Origin of the sequence: Erythrobacter sp. BLCC-B19 (assembly GCF_028621955.1) — a bacterium.
In the GTDB taxonomy this organism is placed as follows: Bacteria; Pseudomonadota; Alphaproteobacteria; order Sphingomonadales; family Sphingomonadaceae; genus Erythrobacter.
The window spans coordinates 2,717,854-2,735,046 of sequence record NZ_CP117516.1; the positions used below are offsets into that span (position 1 = coordinate 2,717,854).

Consider the following 17,193-nt stretch of genomic DNA (forward strand, 5'->3'; position numbering starts at 1 on the left):
GGGCGTGAGTTCGCCCGCCGACGCCGCTCTCTGGCAGCGCATCGCCGATCACCACATCGGCCCGGCAGACGCATCGCTGTCCTTCACCGCTCGCCTCGCCCGCGAAAACCGCTGGGACGCCGCCCATGCCGAACGGGTGATCGGTGAGTACAAGCGCTTCTGCTATCTCGCGATGACCGCCGGCCACGAGGTGACCCCGTCCGATGCGGTCGATCAGGCCTGGCACCTCCACCTCACCTACAGCCGCGACTATTGGCAGACCTTCTGCCCCGCCGTGCTGGGCGCTGATCTGCACCACGGCCCGACCGCCGGGGGTGCCATGGAGCGCGAGCGTTATTACCGGCAATATGCCGATACGCTCGCCGCCTACGAGGTCGCATTCGGCGCGCAGCCGCCGCGCGACGTCTGGCCTGACGCGCATAGGCGCTTCGCCGTCGATCCAAAGAATGTTCGCGTTAACCTCTTCGATGGTATCTTCGTTTCACGCCGGGTCGCGCTGGCGCTGGGTCTGCTTGCCTTTGCGGTGGGCTGGCTTGCGGGAAGGATGATGTGATGCAGCTGTTCTCGTCCTGGACGGGCAGCGATTTCCTGATCTTTTACAGCGTTCTGCTGGTTCTGGCGAGCGTGGCAGCTTGGTGGATACCGTCACACCTCAGGGATGCCGGGCGGAGCGGGGAATCACAGGATCTGGAAAGTGTGGCGTTGCTGGCCGGCGGCCGGGAGCGATTCGCCGAATCGCTTCTGGCCGATCTGTACGTGCGCGGCGGGATCGAACTGCGGGCGCAGGGCTATCTGGCAGTCGCCGAGCGGCAATTGTCGGCGAGCCCGGCGGGGCAAGCCCTGCTCGCCATGTCGGCGCCGATCACCCTTGCCGATGCGCAGCGCATGATCGACGTCCATGCCGAACGCGTCGCCGCGCGGTTGCGGCGCAGCGGGCTGATGCTGTGGCCTGAGGATTATGCGCGGCTGCGCTGGATTTCGGTGGCGCCCTATGCGCTGCTCTTCGTGGTTGGACTTTATCGCCAGCGGGCCGGGGATGCGCTGGGTGAACCGACGCAAGCTCTGGTCATTCTGCTCGGGCTGACGGCTGCCTTGGCCACGATCCGCTTCTTCAAGAGCGACCCGCGCACCGCCAGCGGGATCGAGGCGGTAAAGCGGCTGCGCGCGCAGAATGACCGCGTGGCCCGCGCGCCGCGTCCGGATGAAGCGGCGCTGGCAGTGGCGCTGTTCGGGACGAGCGTGCTGGTGGGCACACCCTGGGAGCCGGTGCACGCGATCCGCAAGAAGGACGGCGACAGCAGCAGCGACAGTGGCGGGGATGGCGACGGCGGATCGGGTTGCGGCGGCGGCTGTGGCGGTTGCGGGGGCTGATTTCCGCGCGTAAGCGCACGCCATGACGAAACTTCCTGTCGCCGTCGTGCAAGCCGCGCCTGTCCCGCTCGATTTTCAGGGCGGGATCGACAAGGCCGTGGCGCTTGCCCGCGCCGCGGTGAAGAATGGCGCGGAGGTCGTCGCTTTCGGCGAGACCTTTCTGGGGGGCTATCCCCTGTGGCTCGACGAAGCGCCCGGCGCGGCGCTGTGGGATCACCCCGGGTCGAAGGCGCTGCACCGGATCATGCTGGAACAGGCGGTGGTCGCGAATGACGAGCGGCTGCTGCCCTTGCAGGAACTCGCCGATGCGAGCGGCGCGATCATCTCGATCGGCGCGCATGAGCGCGTGCGGCGGAGCCTCGTCAACAACCAGCTGACCTTCCGCCCCGGTGCGCCGGTGCTCGATCACCGCAAGCTCGTGCCGACCCACGGCGAACGCCTGATCTGGGCGCGCGGCGATGGCTCCACCTTGGGTGTGCATCAGGCCGAGTGGGGCAGGATCGGCACGCTGATCTGCTGGGAGCACTGGATGCCGCTCGCCCGCGCGGCGATGCACAACCTCGGCGAGGACGTCCACATCGCCGCCTGGCCGACGGTGCGCGAAAGCCACCAGATCGCCTCGCGCCACTATGCGATGGAGGGGCGGTGCTTCGTGCTGGCGGCGGGGCTGGTGCAGAAGCGGGATGATCTGTTCGAGGGTTTGGAGCGGGTGGGCGGTTCAGATGTGGCCCGCGAATTGCTCGAAGCCATCCCCGGCGAGATTCTCAACCGCGGCGGTTCCCTGATCGCCGCCCCCGACACCCGCGTTCTGGCGCAGGCGGGCGCGGGGGAGGAGACGCTCTTCGCCGAGCTCGATCTGGCCGAGGTGGCCGAGGGGCTGGCGAACCTCGATACCGACGGGCATTATTCTCGGCCCGATGTGTTCGAGCTGACGGTGGATACGCGGGCGAAGGATGGGGTGACGTGGGGGCGCAATCAATGATTTTGGTCGTCATTCTGTCGCTCGCGATCACGTTGACCATTCTTCTTGCGACGAGGCGGCTGCTGCCGCGCATTCCAGACTGGCTGACCATCGCCTTCTTGGTGATCGTGCCTCCCGGCCTTTACGTGATCTACTCGATTTATCAGAGCTTGGTAGAAATCGGGAAGTATGAAGCGATAAACGGCGCGGCCCCGCCCAACGCGGTTGAGACCTTTTCTGATTCGGTGAACGAGGCTGTGCTGGGAGGAGCTGTTTGGGCAGTTCTGGCGCTTGCGGTATCGCTGATCATGATTAAGCGCAGGCCAGCAAAACCCGATCCATCCGTCTTCGACTGAATGACCTTCGCCGCCACCATCCTCACCCTCTACCCGGAGATGTTCCCCGGGCCGCTCGGGCACTCCATCGCGGGGCGCGCGCTGGCTGATGCCAAGTGGGCCTGCGAGACAGTGCAGATCCGCGACTTCGCCACCGACAAGCACCGCACGGTCGACGATACGCCTGCGGGCGGAGGGGCGGGTATGGTGCTGAAGTGCGATGTGCTGGCGCGCGCGCTCGACAGCGCTCCGGCCGCCGGGCGCCCCATTCTCGCCATGACCCCGCGCGGCAAACCCATCACCCAAGCCCGCATCCGTGAGCTCGCGAGCGGCCCCGGCGTCATCATCCTGTGCGGGCGCTTCGAGGGCTTCGATGAACGCCTGTTCGAAGCGCGGCCGGAGATCGAGCAGGTCTCCCTCGCCGACATCGTCCTCTCCGGCGGCGAGATGGCGGCTCTCACCATCCTTGACGCTTGCATTCGCCTCATTCCCGGCGTAATGGGCGCGGCCTTGAGCGGGGCGGAAGAGTCGTACGAAAACGGCCTTCTCGAATACCCGCACTACACCCGACCTCAGGAATGGGAAGGGCGCACGATCCCCGAAGTGCTGCGATCGGGGGATCATGCGAAGATCGCTGCTTGGCGCAAGGCAAGGAGCGAAGAAGACACACGGTTACGCAGGCCGGACTTGTGGGAGCGCCATGAGGGTGCTCGGGTTCAGCCTGCCTCTGGCGCGCGGCAAAAACGAAGGAACCGGACCAGTGAACCTGATCCAGCAGATTGAAGCCGAAGAAATCGCCAAGTCCGGCAAGGACATCCCAGAATTCCGCCCGGGCGACACCGTCCGCGTCGGCGTGAAGGTGAAGGAAGGCAACCGCGAGCGTATCCAGGCCTATGAAGGCGTCGTGATCGCCCGCTCGAACCGCGGCATGGGTTCGAACTTCACCGTGCGCAAGATGAGCTTCGGCGAGGGCGTCGAGCGCGTCTTCCCGCTCTACTCGCCGATCGTCGAGAGCATCACCGTGGTCCGCCGCGGCGTGGTGCGTCGCGCCAAGCTCTATTACCTGCGCGGCCGCACCGGCAAGAGCGCGCGTATCGTCGAGCGCAAGGCCTCCGCGCCCAAGGCGTAAGGCTCTCCAAGCCACCGAAACACGAAGGGCGGCTCCGGCAAGGGGCCGCCCTTTTGCTTTGGGCCTCTTGCCAATACCTCTCGTCATTGCGAGGAGCGTCAGCGACGAAGCAATCCATTAACCGGCGGTCGGATCATGGATTGCTGCGCCGCCCTAGGCGGCTCGCAATGACGAGGTGAGCTTTGGATGCGTTCGGTTCTTGCTGCGGTTGCCCTTTCGCTTTCGACCTGTCTGACAACGCCCGTTTTGGCGGAGGCGCCGACAATGGCTGAAACCGCCCCTGTGCTGACCTTCGAACGGGTGTTCGCCTCCCCCGGCCTTGATGGCCCAGCGCCCCGGCAGGTGCGGCTCTCGCCCGATGGCCGCTATCTCACCCTGCTGCGCAACCGCGCGGAGGATCGCGATCGGTATGACCTGTGGGGTTACGACATCGAGACCCGTGAGTGGCGGATGCTGGTGGATTCGGAGAAGCTCGGCTCGGGCCGCGAGCTGTCCGAGGACGAGAAGATGCAGCGTGAACGCGCGCGGGTCGGCAGCCTCAAGGGGATCATCAGCTATCAGTGGGCGAGCGACGGCGCGGGCGTGTTGGTGCCGCTCGATGGCGACCTGTTTCTTGCGAAGCTCGATGGCACGGTCACCCGGCTGACCGATACCGAAGGCACGGAATTGAACCCACAGCTGTCGCCCAAGGGCGGATCGGTCAGCTTTGTGCGCGACCGGCGTTTGTGGGTCGGCCCGGTGGGCGGCGAGGCCAAGCCGATCACCCCGGCAGGCGAGGCCGAGACGATCCGCTGGGGCGAGGCGGAGTTCGTCGCTCAGGAGGAAATGAGCAGGCTGCAAGGCTATTGGTGGTCGCCCGATGACAGCCGCATCGTCGTCCAGCGCACCGACGAGGCCTCTGTAGGCATCGTCACCCGCGCCGCGATCGGCGCGAAGGGCACCAAGGTCTATGACCAGCGCTACCCGGCAGCGGGCACCGACAACGCGGTGGTCGAACTGTTCGTGATGAACCCCGACGGGTCGGGCAGCGTCAAGATCGACCTCGGTGCCAATCTCGACATCTATGTCGCCCGCGTCGACTGGGCGCCGGATGGCAGCGCAATCTACGTCCAGCGGCAAGACCGCGCGCAGACGAAGATCGATATGCTCAAGGTCGATCCCGTGACGGGCGCTTCGCAGATCTGGTTCACCGAAACCGCCGCGCGGCCGGATTACTGGGTCAACCTCTCGGACAATTATCGCTTCCTCAAGGACGGCAGCCTGCTGTGGTGGTCGGAGCGGGACGGTTATGGGCATTTCTACCGCTTTGACGGTCAGAATTGGCTGCGGATCACCGGCGGCCTTGAACCGGTCACCGCGCTGGTCGGCGTGGACGAGGCGGCGGGCACCTTCACCTATCAGGCGACCAAGGATGTGCTCACCCAGCAGATCTACCGCGCCAAGCTTGGCGGGGAGGGCGGTTATGAATTGCTCACCGATCCCGCCTTCACCAATTCCGCGAGCATGGATGGGGCGGGGCGATTGCTTTACGTCTCGCGCTCAAGCCCCAATCAGCCGCCGCAGTCCTATCTGGCGACGCCCGATGGCAAGCAGGTGGCGTGGATCGAGGAGAACCGGGTCGAGGGCGATCACCCCTATGCGCCCTTCCTGCCTTCCCATGTCACGCCCGAATACGGCACGATCGCTGCCGAGGATGGCACGCCGCTGCACTGGATGATGCTCAAGCCCAAAATGGAGAAGGGCAAGCGCTACCCCGTGTTCTTCAGCCACTATGGCGGCCCCGGCCCCCAGATGGTGACCAAGGGCTGGGGCGGCGCGCTCGCCCAATCCATCGTCGACAAGGGCTATATCTACTTCGTGCTCGACAATCGCGGCTCGGCCAACCGCGGCGTGGATTTCGAACAGCCGCTCTATCGCGCCATGGGCAGCGCCGAAGTGCGTGACCAGAAGGCCGGCGCGCTGTGGCTCAAGAGCCTCGACTATGTCGATCCGGACAAAATCGCGATCTACGGCTGGTCATACGGCGGCTACATGACGCTGAAGCAGCTGGAGGCCGACCCCGGCCTCTATGCCGCGGGCATCTCCGGCGCGCCGGTGACGCGGTGGGAGCTTTACGACACCCACTACACTGAACGCTATATGGGCGATCCCCGCGAAGTGCCGGATGCCTATGCCAAGGCCAGTGCCATCCCCGATGCGACGAAAATCGCCGATCCCATGCTGCTGATCCACGGCATGGCCGACGACAACGTGGTATTCGAGAATGCCAGCGAACTCATCAGCGTGCTTCAGGAAAGCAACACGCCCTTCGAGATGATGCTCTATCCCGGCTACACCCACCGTGTGTCGGGCGAGAAGATCGGACCGCACGTCTGGAACAGCATTTTCCGCTTCCTCAATGCGCACGGGGTCACGCCGCCCAAGTAGGAATAGGTCTGCGCAAAGACGAATGATGTTGCGCTGAGGGCAGCGCACGCTATTTCGCGCGTGCGAAATGATAGGAGAATGCGCAAGTGGGTTACCGGGTGGCAGTGGTCGGCGCGACCGGCAATGTCGGGCGCGAAATGATGCAGGTTCTCGCCGAGCGCGAGTTTCCGTGCGACGAGGTCGCCGCGGTGGCCTCGCCGCGTTCGACGGGAAGCGAGGTCGAATTCGGCGACACCGGCAAGATGCTCAAGTGCAAGAACATCGAGCATTTCGATTTTGCCGGATGGGACATTGCGCTGTTCGCGGCCGGTAGCGGCCCGGCCAAGGAATATGCCCCCAAGGCGGCGGCGGCCGGCTGCATCGTGATCGACAACTCGTCGCTCTACCGCATGGACCCGGATGTTCCGCTGATCGTGCCGGAAGTGAACCCCGATGCGATCGACGGCTACACCGCGAAGAACATCATCGCCAATCCCAACTGCTCGACCGCGCAGCTGGTGGTCGCGCTCAAGCCGCTGCACGATGCCGCGACGATCAAGCGCGTGGTGGTGAGCACCTACCAGAGCACGTCTGGCGCAGGGAAGGCAGGCATGGACGAGCTGTTCGCTCAGAGCCGCGCGATTTTCGTCGGCGATCCTGTCGAGAACCACAAGTTCACCAAGCAGATCGCCTTCAACGTGATCCCGCATATCGACGTCTTCCTCGACGATGGTTCGACCAAGGAAGAGTGGAAGATGGTGGTCGAGACCAAGAAGATCCTCGACCCCAAGATCAAGCTGACCGCGACCTGCGTGCGCGTGCCGGTGTTCGTCGGCCACTCGGAAGCGGTGAATATCGAGTTCGAGAACGAGCTGTCGGCCGAAGCCGCGATGGACATTCTGCGTGAAGCCCCCGGCGTGATGCTGATCGATAAGCGCGAAGATGGCGGCTATATCACCCCCATCGAATGCGTCGGCGATGCCGCGACCTTCGTCAGCCGCGTGCGCGAAGACCCGACCGTCGAGAACGGCCTCACCATCTGGGTGGTGTCTGACAATCTGCGCAAGGGTGCCGCCTTGAATGCGGTGCAGATCGCCGAACTGCTTGGCCGCCGCCACCTCAAGAAGGGGTGATGATCGAACTGCGCCCCGTCGCCGGAGAGCCGGAGCTGCTCGATCCGGCGGTGACGGGCGCGTTCGCTGAGCAGATGGCGGCGCTCGCCGCCACGCCGCAGGTCGAGCCGTGGTGCGGCTATATCGGCTGGCGCGGCGATATCCCGGTTGGCTTCGGCGGGTTTACCGCTGCCCTTGATGCTGCCGGGGTGACGGAGCTCGGCTACCTCACGTTCCCCGCCCACGAGCGCACCGGGGTAGCGAGCGCCGTGTGCGCCGGGCTTGTCGCCATCGCCCGCGACAACGGGGCGACAGCGCTGATCGCCCACACCCTGCCGTCGGAGGGGCCATCGACACGGGTGCTGGCGAAATGCGGCTTTGCGCGCGACGGGGTGGCGATCGACCGCGACGAGGGCGAAGTATGGCGCTGGCGGCTCGTGCTCGCGACCGAATGACGATCCCCGATCGCCAGCGCTGGATGTTCGCGGCCATCGGCCTCGGCATTACGCTTAGCGCGTGGGGCGCGCTCTACCCCGGTAATACGTGGCTTCAGGTGGGGCCGGTCGCGCTTGCACTGCCGTTCGCTTGGCTTGCGCTGCGCCGCACGCCGATAAGCAACGCTTCGGCCGCCTGCATGACCGCCTTCGTGCTGCTGCACCTGTTCGCGGCGCGCTGGTCTTACAGCTTTGTGCCCTATGCCGACTGGGCGCCGATGCTGGAGACGCAGCGTAACCATTTCGACCGCCTCGTCCACTTCGCCTTCGGGGTGCTGGCAATGGCGCCGATGGTGGAGGCGGGGGTGCGGTATTGGGGGCTGTCAGCCCGCATGGCGCTCGTCTTTGCGATGCTGTTCGTGCTGGCGGTCGGCGGGCTTTACGAGATTTTCGAATGGAGCCTGACACTTGCCCTCGCGCCGGAGGCAGCCGGTGCCTATAATGGCGAACAGGGCGACCCGTTCGATGCGCAGAAGGATATGGCGCTGGCCGGGCTGGGCGCAGGCCTTATGCTGCCACTGGTGGCCCGGGCCGCGTGGTGGAAAGGAAACGAGAAATGACGAAGCGACTGGCTCTCATGGCCCTTGGCGGCGCGCTCGCGCTGGCAGCCTGTGACGATGGCGCGGTGCCAAGCCCGACCGAACGTCAGCAGCAGCAAGCAGGCAGCGCCGAGACGCCTGCCGCTGTCAACGCCGTCGAACTGCGCGGCGAGGGGCTCACCGCAGGGGCCGAAGCGTTCTACTTTGCTGCCGGACAGAAGGAAGTCGAAGCCGCGCTCGGCAAGGCTTTGGGAGCCGCGCTGCGATCGGGCGAGAACCCCGAATGTGGGGCGGGGCCGGTGACCTTCACCGATTATGCCGGCGGGCTGACGGCGCATTTTCAGGAAGGGCGTCTCGTGGGCTGGAACTGGCACCTGCCGCAGGACGGCGATGGCGCGGCAAGTGGCACGGTGCGCCTCAAGGGCGATGTTCAGCTCGGCACGGCGCGCAACGTGCTCGAGGCCGCGCCCGGTTTCGCCAGGATCGAAGGCAGCACGCTGGGCGAGGAGTTCGCGTTGGGCGAGGCCATCGGCGGGTTCGTCAAGGCCGATCGTGTCGAGATGCTCTACGCCGGAACGCAGTGCTTTTTCCGCTGATTATTCGGACAGCGCCACCGGCCCCGCCGGGCGGGTGTTCTTCTTCATCAGGAGCGCGAGCGGCGCGGCGGCCAGCGTGATCCACATCATCAGCCAGAAATCGTCGATATAGGCGATCATCGCCGCGTGCCGGTTCACCTCGGCATCGATCAGCGTCATCGCGCTATCGCCCAAGGCCTGAAAGCGGTCGATGGTCGAGAAGTCGATGATGTTGCCGGTCGCGGCCGTGATGTTGCTCCCGAGGTCTTCGTGGCTGGTCTGAATGTTGCGGGCGAGCAGCACCGTCATCCACGCGATCCCGGCCGATGCCCCCAGCGAGCGGAACAGATTAAGCAGGCTCGACCCGTCGGTGCGGAGCATCGGGCTGAGGGTCGCAAAGGCGCTCACCTGCAAGGGGATGAAGACCAATCCCATACCCAGACCTTGCAGCAAGCCGCTGACGATCACGTGCAGCTCGTCCACATCGAGCGACCAATGCGCCATTTGCCACAGCGAGAAAGCGCAAATCAGAAAGCCGCTCGCTACCACCGGCCTTGCATCGACCCCGCGCCGCATCAGCAGCCCCGAGACCTGCATCGAGACCAGAATGCCCACCCCGCGCGGCATCAGCACGATGCCGGTGTCGATCACGCCGTAGCCGAACAGGTTCTGGAGCATTGGCGGCAGCAGCGCCATTACCGCAAACATCACGATCCCGATCACGATCATGAAGGCGAGCGCGATGGCAAAGTTGCGGTCTGCAAACAGCGCGCGGTCGAACATGGGCGCGCGCGCGGTGGCGAAGTGGATCACCACCATCCACGTCGCCGACAGCATCAGGAACAGATAGATCCAGATTTCGCCCGAGGCGAGCCAGTCTTCCTGCTGGCCGCGATCGAGCATCAACTGGAACGCGGCCAGCGCGACGGCAAGCAGCAGGAACCCCGCCAGATCGAACCGGCGCGCGCGCTTGGGACGCCTGGGCAGGTAGGCGATCAGGATCGCCAGCGATGCAATGCCGACCGGCAGGTTGACGAAGAACACCCAGCGCCAGTTTGCGGTCTCGGTCAGCCAGCCACCAAGGATTGGCCCAAGGATCGGGCCGATCATTATTCCCATACCCCACACCGCCATGATCTGCGGATGGCGCGATGGGCGGGTGGCATCGAGCATGAAGGATTGGGAGAGCGGCGCAATGAATGCTCCCGCGACGCCCTGCAAGGCGCGAAAGGCGACCATCTCTTCAAGGTTCTGCGCGATTCCGCACAGCATCGAGGCAAGAATGAACCCGGCGACCGAGCCGATGAACAGCAGGCGCGCGCCGATGCGGTCGGCCAGCCATCCTGTCAGGGGCAGCGCCACAGCCGAGGCGATGATGTAGCTCGTCAGCACCCAGGTGATGGTATCGACCGTCGCGCCGAGCGAGGACTGCATGTGCGGCAGCGCGACATTGGCGATGGTGGTGTCGAGGATCTGAAGCAGCGAGGCGGCCATCACCCCGACGATCATCAGCGGATAATTGCCGCTCTCCAGTTCCGCCACATCCGGCGGCGGGGAGGGCGGCGCGGGCACCTCGCCCGCCTGCGGGGCGGCGTGGCTGGCCATGTCAGTTGCTGGTCGCGCCGCTTCCGGTGAACACCGTCACCTCGCTTGAGAGGCCCGCAATCAGGGCGCGCGGGCTTTTGCCCTCAAGCGCAATGCGCACCGGCACGCGCTGCGTGACCTTGACCCAGTTGCCGGTCGCGTTCTGCGCCGGGAGCACCGAAAACTCGGCCCCCGTGCCCGCCCCGATGCTGGCGACCCGGCCCTTGAGGACGAGATCGGGATAGGCGTCAAACCGCACCTCGGCGCGCTGGCCTACGGCCATCTCCCCAAGGTCGGTTTCCTTGAAGTTGGCCTCGACATAGGTGGAGCCGGCGCGCACCAGCGTGAGGACGGGAAGATTGGGCACGACTTGCTGGCCGACCTGAAGCCGGTCTGCCTGGGCGATCCGTCCGGCGGCGGGCGCGCGCACTTCGGTGCGGCGCAGCGACAGTTCAGCCGTCGCGCGGCTCGCCTCGGCGGCGGCGACCTGCGGGTTCTTGCCTGGCACCGCAGCCCCGGTTGCTAGCCGCGCGCGCGCCTCGCTCTGGCGGTCTTGCGCCTGCTTGACGGCCTCGCGCGCCTGCACCACAGCCTGCTCGGCTGCCTCATAGTCCGCCTTGGTCGAAAAGCCCTTGTCGCGCAGTGCCCTGACCCGCTCGAACCGCGCTTCGGCAAAGGCGACATCGCTGCGGGCTGCCTCGATGTCCGTCCCGGTCAGCTCCGATGCGTTGCTGAGCGCGGTGACATTGGCCTGAGCCCCGGCGATGGCGGCATTGGCTTCGGCAATCTGCAGCCTGAAGGGTTCAGGATCGATGCGGAACAGCAATTGTCCGGCCTGCACTTCCGATCCGTCCTCCACCAGCGCCTCGACGATCCGTCCGCCGACCTCGGCGCTGACAGCGATCATGTCCTGTTTGATATAGGCATTGTCGGTCGAGACCTGGCCCTGAAGGCTCTGCCAGTAGAAGAGAGCGCCGGCGGCCAGCGCCAGCGGCACCGCCAGCATCAACGCCCAGCGGCCCCATGGACGCCGGGTCGGTGGGGGCGCGGCAAGCGGCGTTGCGGCGGCGGTATCGGGCGCGTGGACGGGATCGGCTTCAGCCATGGGCGACCTCCGGCTGGCGGGCGGCAAGGAGATTGGCGGCGATACGGTCCAGCATTTGCGCGAAGACCGCACGCTCGTCCGGCGCGAAGCCTTCGAGCATATCCTCGGTCAGCCCTTCGACGCTCATCCGCAGCCGGGAGACGATCCCGCGGCTCTTGTCGGTGAGGTGGAGGATCCGCGCGCGGCGGTCAGCCGGGTCGGCCTGCCGTTCGATCCAGCCTGCATCTTCCAGCCGATCGACGATACGGGTGAGGGTGATCGGCTCGATCTCCAGCCGCTCGGCATAGAAGGCCTGATTCTGATCGGGATGGCGTTCGAGCGCCAGCAGCAGCCGAGCTTGCGGGCCGGTCAGCCCGATCCCGCGCACGCGATCGTCAAACAGGCGGCGCAGTTGGCGCGAATTGTCGGCGAGTCGGTAGCCTGTCTCGATGCTCATGCGTGCCCTTATAATAAGTGGGCTTACTATATTCAAGCGGACTGGCCGCGATCCGCGAAGATCGCTAGCAGGCGGGGCATGACCCACACGACCGAGCATTTCGCCAGTTTTGACGGCACCCGCCTTGCGATCCACACCGAAGGCGAGGGCCGCCCCGTGATCCTGCTGCACGGGCTGTTCTCCTCGGCGCAGATGAACTGGATCAAGTGGGGGCACGGCGCGCGGCTGGCCGCGGCCGGGTTCCGGGCGATCATGCTCGATTTCCGGGTGCACGGCGAAAGCGAGGCTCCGCGCGAGGCCAGCGCCTATCCCACAGGCGTGCTGGTGCGGGATGTGGCGGCGCTGGCCGAGCATCTGGCGCTGGAGCCGGGCGGATTCGATCTTGTCGGATTCTCGCTCGGCGCGCGCACCGCGATCCACACCGTCGCCCACGGTATCCTCGAACCGCGCCGTCTGGCGATCTGCGGGATGGGTGTGGCAGGTCTGGCCGGGTGGGAGCGCCGTGCGGACCATTTCAAGCGGGTGATCGACGAGTTCGACACCATCAGGCCCGGCGATCCGGCCTATACCGCGCGCACCTTCCTCAAATCGCAAGGGGTCGACCGGGTCGCGGCGCGGCTGCTGCTTGATGCGATGGATGATTTCGATCTCGCCCGGCTGGCCGATATCACCATGCCCACGGCCGTGATTTGCGGCGACGAGGATTTCGACAATGGCTCTGCCGAAGAGCTCGCCGCATTGCTGCCGCAGGCGCGCTATGTCGCGGTGCCGGGCACTCACATGAACAGCGTCACCAAGCCCGATTTGGGCGTGGCCATCGCGGAGTTCCTCGCCGCTTGATTCCCGCGCCCGAGGGGTTCAAACCGCTCGCCATTGTCATCTGACAGACGGGAATGTTGAACCTATGAAACCTGCCGCCACCGCGCTGCGCTGTGCTGCTGCCGCGCTCGCCATCGCCTTTGCTGCTCCGCTTGCCGCCGAAGAGGCTGCCGCACCGGCTGCGACCGCGTCTGCCGCAACCTATCCCGAAACGCCCGAAGGCGCGAAGGCATGGCTCGCCATGGTTGAGGCCGATCTGGCCGCCTTTGCCACCGAGTTCGCCCATGTCTCGTGGATCAATGCGACCTACATCACGCACGATACCGATACGCTTGCGGCCCGCTATGGCGCGGAGCTGACGGTCAAACAGGTTGGCTATGCCGGCGAGGCCGCGCGTTATGCCCGCGTTGCAGGGCTGGACGCAGAGACCCGTCGCAAGCTCGATATGCTGCGCAATTCGATCAGCCTGCCCGCGCCTAGCCGCGCAGGGGCAGCGCAAGAGCTGAACGATATCGCCACCCGTCTCGGATCGGCCTACGGACGCGGCAAGGGCACCTTGAATGGCCAGCCGATCAACGGCAGCGACATCGAGGCCGAGATGGGCAATCTCGAGCGCACGCCTGACGAACTCAAGGAAATGTGGGTCAGCTGGCACGACAATGTCGGCGCGCCGATGCGCAAAGATTACACCCGGATGACGGCGCTCGCCAACGAGGGCGCCAAGGAACTGGGCTTTGCCGATTTCGGCGCGATGTGGCGGTCGGGCTATGATATGCCCCCCGAACAGTTCGCCGCCGAGACCGAGCGGATGTGGCAGGAAGTGAAGCCGCTCTACATCGCGCTCCACACCTATGTCCGGCGCAAGCTCAACGAGAAGTATGGCGATGCCGTCCAGCCGCGCACCGGCCCGATCCGCGCCGATCTGCTCGGCAATATGTGGGCGCAGGAATGGGGCAATATCTATCCGCTGGTCGCCCCCCAGGGCGCGGGCGATATCGGCTATGATCTCACCGATCTGATCGTGAAGAAGAACCTCGACGCGCTCGGCATGGTCAAGGTGGGCGAGCAGTTCTTCTCCTCGCTCGGCTTCGCCCCGCTGCCTGCCACTTTCTATGAACGCAGCCAGTTCCTGAAGCCTGCCGACCGCGAAGTGGTGTGCCATGCCTCGGCCTGGAACATCGACAATGTCGACGATCTGCGCATCAAGATGTGCATCAAGCCCAATGCCGATGACTTCATCACCATCCACCACGAGCTTGGCCACAACTACTACCAGCGCGCCTACAACCAGAAGGATTACCTCTATCTGACCGGCGCCAACGACGGCTTCCACGAGGCGATCGGCGACATGATCGCGCTGTCGATCACGCCCGAATATCTGGTGCAGATCGATATGCTGGCGGCCGAGGATGTGCCCAGCGCCGACAAGGATATCGGCCTGTTGCTGCGGCAGGCGATGGACAAGGTCGCCTTCCTGCCGTTCGGCCTGCTGCTCGATCGCTATCGCTGGGGGCTCTATGACGGCTCAATCCCGGAAGCCGCGACCAACACGGCGTGGAACGACCTGCGCCGCGAATATCAGGGCGTGGTGCCGCCCGCGCCGCGCTCGGCCGAAGGGTTCGATGCGGGGGCCAAGTATCACATCCCCGGCAATGTCAGCTACACCCGCTACTTCCTTGCGCGGCTGCTCCAGTTCCAGTTCTACAAGGCCGCCTGCGACACCGCCGGATGGGAAGGGCCGCTGCATCGCTGCTCGTTCTACGGCAACAAGGAAGTCGGCGCGAAGCTCAATGCGATGCTGGAAATGGGGGCGTCCAAGCCCTGGCCCGACGCGCTCGAAGCCTTCACCGGCGAACGCCAGATGAGTGGCAAGGCGATGGCGGAATATTTCGCCCCGCTCAAGAAGTGGCTCGACGAGCAGAACAAGGGCGAGAAGGCCGGTTGGTAGGCGGGCGCGCGTTGCAGGTGGTGGGCTGGCGCGAACGCGTCAGCCTGCCAGAGCTTGGCCTAGAAGGGATCCCGGCCAAGATCGATACCGGCGCGCGAACGTCATCGCTCCACGCCCATGTGCTGGAGGATTTTCAGCGCGGCGGCGAGCGCTTCGTGCGCTTTGCGGTCGACTGGGGCGGGACACGGCATTTCTGCGAGGCGATCCATGTCGATGTGCGCGGCATCACCAGCAGCAATGGCGATCAGCAGCGGCGCTTTGTCATAAAGACGCCGCTCAGAATCGGTAATCTCACTTTCAGGGCGGAAATCAGCCTGGCGGATCGGTCCCAGATGCAATTCCCCATGCTGATCGGGCGCACCGCGCTCAGGCGGCGCATGGTGGTGGATAGTGGCCATTCGTGGCTGCAATCGCCGGGAAATGCAGCTATGCGCCCGACCCCCGCCGGCCAGACGCCGGACTTGAAAGGCATTCCATGAAAATCGCGATGCTGGCGCGCAACGCCAACCTCTATTCGCACCAGCGGCTGAAGGAGGCTGCCGAAGCGCGCGGCCATACCTTCGACATCCTCAACACCTTGCGCTGCACCGTCCACATCGCCAGCCACCGCCCGCAGGTGTTCTACAACGGCGCGCCGATAGCGGCCTACGACGCGGTGATCCCGCGGATCGGGGCGTCGATCACCAACTATGGCCTCGCGATCCTGCGTCAGTTCGAAATGGCCGGGATCTGGTCACTGAATGAAAGCGTCGCCATCGGCCGCAGCCGGGACAAGCTGCGCTCGCTCCAGATCCTCGCTAAGCATGGTCTCGGCCTGCCGCTCACCGCCTATGCCAATGATCCCAAGGCGGCCGAGGAGATCATCAGGGCGGTCAAAGGCCCGCCGGTGGTGATCAAGCTGATCGAAGGCACGCAGGGCATCGGCGTGGTTCTGGCCGAGACGATGAGCAGCGCCAAGTCGGTGATCGAGGCCTTCCGCGGGGCTAACGTCAACATTCTGGTGCAGGAGTTCATCAAGGAAGCCGGCGGCACCGACATTCGCGCGCTGGTGGTGGGCGGCAAGGTGGTCGCAGCGATGAAGCGCACCGGCGCGCCGGACGAGTTCCGCTCGAACCTCCACCGCGGCGGCAGCGCGCAGGTGATCAAGATCACCCCCGAGGAACGCTCGACCGCCGTGCGCGCAGCCAAGCGCATGGGGCTGAATGTGTGCGGGGTCGATATGCTGCGCAGCAATCATGGCCCGGTCATCATGGAGGTCAATTCCTCCCCCGGCCTTGAAGGGATCGAGAGCGCGACCGGCAAGGACATCGCCGGCCAGATCATCGACTTCATCGCCGCCAACGCAAAAGGCGGTGCGACCAAGACCAAGGGCAAGGGGTAGGGGGTAACAGGAGCGCCCTTCCTGCTCGACATGGCCCGGCACTTACCCTAAAATTCAGGCACTTGGAGGAGGGCGCTGGGGTGATCCGGATAGTTGTGCTGGCTCTGGGCCTGCTTGTGTCGCCCCCGTTACTGGCGCAGTCACCCCCGCGCGAGGTCAATATCCAGATGGGGTCGGAAGCCGGTTGGGTGCCTTCCGACACGCTCGAACAGCAGGCAAGGGCCGCCTTTGATCGGTTCAATGCCCTGACGGAGGCGGGCGACTATCCTGCCGCCCACGCGATGCTGAGCGACAGCTTTGCCGCGGCCTATCCGCTCGCCCGTTTCGGCGAACAGCGTGAAGAGGGTAGGATAGCCCGAGGCGCGCTTGTGTCGCGCAAGGTGCTGCAGCTGACCTGGGCCAAGGATCCGCCCGGCGCTCCGGTTCCGGGCATTTTTGCCGTGTTCGACAGCAGCGCACGGTTCGCGCAGGCCGAGCGCTTCTGCGGCTACACCGTTCTCCATCTCGCGCCCGGTGCCAGCGATTTCCGGGTGATGCGGATTGAGGAAAACGGCCTCGACGATGCGACCTTTGCGGCCATCGCAGCCCAGCACAGCCCGGTGCAGGCGTTGCTGGTGTGGCGCCTGCTGGCGCGCTCTTGCCCTAATTTCACGCCCGAACCGCTGCCTGCCGATCTGTCGGCGGGGATCGAATATACCAGCGTTGCCGAGGCCCGTACCGCGGTTGCGGTTCGCCCCGGCATCGACACCCGCACGATCAATGGCTGGACGGTGCTGACCGACGAGGCCGCGCGCGCGATCTGGTCATTCGCGCCCGAAAGCTCGCCTGCCTACCCCGCCGTGATCAAGCGCTGGGTTGATGCGGTGGGCGAGAATGCCTCGGCCGCACGCATGGCGATGCTGTGCGAAGGCGACAAGCGGACCTGCGATGCCGCGATGGACGACATGGCTCTCAAGAACGGCTTTACGCCGGTGTCCTTCGAGCAATAGCCCGCCGCT

19 protein-coding genes are annotated in these 17,193 nt (G+C 65.4%); 16 read left to right on the forward strand and 3 right to left on the reverse strand.

The window, feature by feature from the left end; all coding sequences use genetic code 11:
- The first annotated feature begins 4 nt into the window (after window positions 1-4).
- The 11 genes from PS060_RS12705 (at window position 5) to PS060_RS12755 (ending at window position 8,943) form a co-directional block, all read left to right on the forward strand.
- Entirely contained in the window at window positions 5-553 is a 549-nt protein-coding gene (locus PS060_RS12705; RefSeq protein ID WP_273983633.1) for a glycine-rich domain-containing protein, read from the forward strand.
- A complete protein-coding gene (locus PS060_RS12710; protein WP_273983634.1) occupies window positions 553-1,371 on the forward strand; it encodes a TIGR04222 domain-containing membrane protein in 819 nt (272 codons plus the stop codon). The genes PS060_RS12705 and PS060_RS12710 overlap by 1 nt, the downstream gene beginning before the upstream one ends.
- Window positions 1,372-1,393: 22 nt before the next feature.
- Complete coding sequence (locus PS060_RS12715) at window positions 1,394-2,353, forward strand: carbon-nitrogen hydrolase family protein (protein WP_273983636.1); 960 nt, start codon at window positions 1,394-1,396, stop codon at window positions 2,351-2,353.
- Complete coding sequence (locus tag PS060_RS12720) at window positions 2,350-2,688, forward strand: hypothetical protein (RefSeq protein WP_273983638.1); 339 nt, start codon at window positions 2,350-2,352, stop codon at window positions 2,686-2,688. Before PS060_RS12715 ends, PS060_RS12720 begins: the two co-directional genes overlap by 4 nt.
- Entirely contained in the window at window positions 2,689-3,450 is a 762-nt protein-coding gene (gene trmD / locus PS060_RS12725; protein WP_273983639.1) for a tRNA (guanosine(37)-N1)-methyltransferase TrmD, read from the forward strand.
- The gene (gene rplS, locus PS060_RS12730; RefSeq protein ID WP_273983640.1) at window positions 3,428-3,796 is read left to right on the forward strand and encodes a 50S ribosomal protein L19; all 369 of its coding nucleotides are present in this window, start codon (window positions 3,428-3,430) and stop codon (window positions 3,794-3,796) included. The genes trmD and rplS overlap by 23 nt, the downstream gene beginning before the upstream one ends.
- Before the next feature lie 186 nt (window positions 3,797-3,982).
- Entirely contained in the window at window positions 3,983-6,223 is a 2,241-nt protein-coding gene (locus PS060_RS12735; RefSeq protein WP_273983641.1) for a S9 family peptidase, read from the forward strand.
- A gap of 86 nt (window positions 6,224-6,309) precedes the next feature.
- Window positions 6,310-7,335: an aspartate-semialdehyde dehydrogenase gene (locus PS060_RS12740; RefSeq protein ID WP_273983642.1), complete on the forward strand. Its 1,026-nt coding sequence runs from the start codon at window positions 6,310-6,312 to the stop codon at window positions 7,333-7,335.
- Window positions 7,335-7,769: a GNAT family N-acetyltransferase gene (locus tag PS060_RS12745; RefSeq protein WP_273983643.1), complete on the forward strand. Its 435-nt coding sequence runs from the start codon at window positions 7,335-7,337 to the stop codon at window positions 7,767-7,769. The genes PS060_RS12740 and PS060_RS12745 overlap by 1 nt, the downstream gene beginning before the upstream one ends.
- The gene (locus tag PS060_RS12750; RefSeq protein WP_273983644.1) at window positions 7,766-8,368 is read left to right on the forward strand and encodes a DUF2238 domain-containing protein; all 603 of its coding nucleotides are present in this window, start codon (window positions 7,766-7,768) and stop codon (window positions 8,366-8,368) included. Before PS060_RS12745 ends, PS060_RS12750 begins: the two co-directional genes overlap by 4 nt.
- On the forward strand, window positions 8,365-8,943 hold the full coding sequence (locus PS060_RS12755; RefSeq protein WP_273983645.1) for an aspartate-semialdehyde dehydrogenase: 579 nt from the start codon (window positions 8,365-8,367) through the stop codon (window positions 8,941-8,943). The genes PS060_RS12750 and PS060_RS12755 overlap by 4 nt, the downstream gene beginning before the upstream one ends.
- On the opposite strand, the gene PS060_RS12760 is transcribed toward PS060_RS12755, so the two are convergent.
- From PS060_RS12760 to PS060_RS12770, 3 genes are read right to left on the reverse strand one after another with little or no spacing between them, the layout of a single operon-like run.
- Entirely contained in the window at window positions 8,944-10,527 is a 1,584-nt protein-coding gene (locus tag PS060_RS12760; RefSeq protein ID WP_273983646.1) for a DHA2 family efflux MFS transporter permease subunit, read from the reverse strand.
- Window position 10,528: 1 nt separating this feature from the next.
- Complete coding sequence (locus PS060_RS12765; RefSeq protein ID WP_273983647.1) at window positions 10,529-11,611, reverse strand: HlyD family secretion protein; 1,083 nt, start codon at window positions 11,609-11,611, stop codon at window positions 10,529-10,531.
- Window positions 11,604-12,047 (reverse strand): MarR family winged helix-turn-helix transcriptional regulator, encoded by a 444-nt coding sequence (locus PS060_RS12770; RefSeq protein ID WP_273983649.1) that lies wholly within the window; start codon window positions 12,045-12,047, stop codon window positions 11,604-11,606. Before PS060_RS12770 ends, PS060_RS12765 begins: the two co-directional genes overlap by 8 nt.
- A gap of 78 nt (window positions 12,048-12,125) precedes the next feature.
- Between PS060_RS12770 and PS060_RS12775 the strand changes: the two genes are divergently transcribed.
- The 5 genes from PS060_RS12775 (at window position 12,126) to PS060_RS12795 (ending at window position 17,184) form a co-directional block, all read left to right on the forward strand.
- Window positions 12,126-12,887: an alpha/beta fold hydrolase gene (locus tag PS060_RS12775; protein WP_273983651.1), complete on the forward strand. Its 762-nt coding sequence runs from the start codon at window positions 12,126-12,128 to the stop codon at window positions 12,885-12,887.
- Window positions 12,888-12,951: 64 nt separating this feature from the next.
- Window positions 12,952-14,814 carry a M2 family metallopeptidase gene (locus tag PS060_RS12780; RefSeq protein ID WP_273983653.1) on the forward strand — a complete coding sequence of 621 codons (1,863 nt, stop codon included), beginning with the start codon at window positions 12,952-12,954 and terminating at the stop codon, window positions 14,812-14,814.
- 17 nt (window positions 14,815-14,831) lie between these two features.
- Entirely contained in the window at window positions 14,832-15,293 is a 462-nt protein-coding gene (locus PS060_RS12785; protein ID WP_443112421.1) for an ATP-dependent zinc protease family protein, read from the forward strand.
- Complete coding sequence (gene rimK, locus PS060_RS12790) at window positions 15,290-16,195, forward strand: 30S ribosomal protein S6--L-glutamate ligase (RefSeq protein WP_273983656.1); 906 nt, start codon at window positions 15,290-15,292, stop codon at window positions 16,193-16,195. Before PS060_RS12785 ends, rimK begins: the two co-directional genes overlap by 4 nt.
- An 80-nt stretch (window positions 16,196-16,275) precedes the next feature.
- Window positions 16,276-17,184, forward strand: coding sequence for a DUF4019 domain-containing protein (locus tag PS060_RS12795; protein ID WP_273983657.1), 909 nt, complete (start codon window positions 16,276-16,278; stop codon window positions 17,182-17,184).
- The last annotated feature ends 9 nt before the right edge of the window (window positions 17,185-17,193 follow it).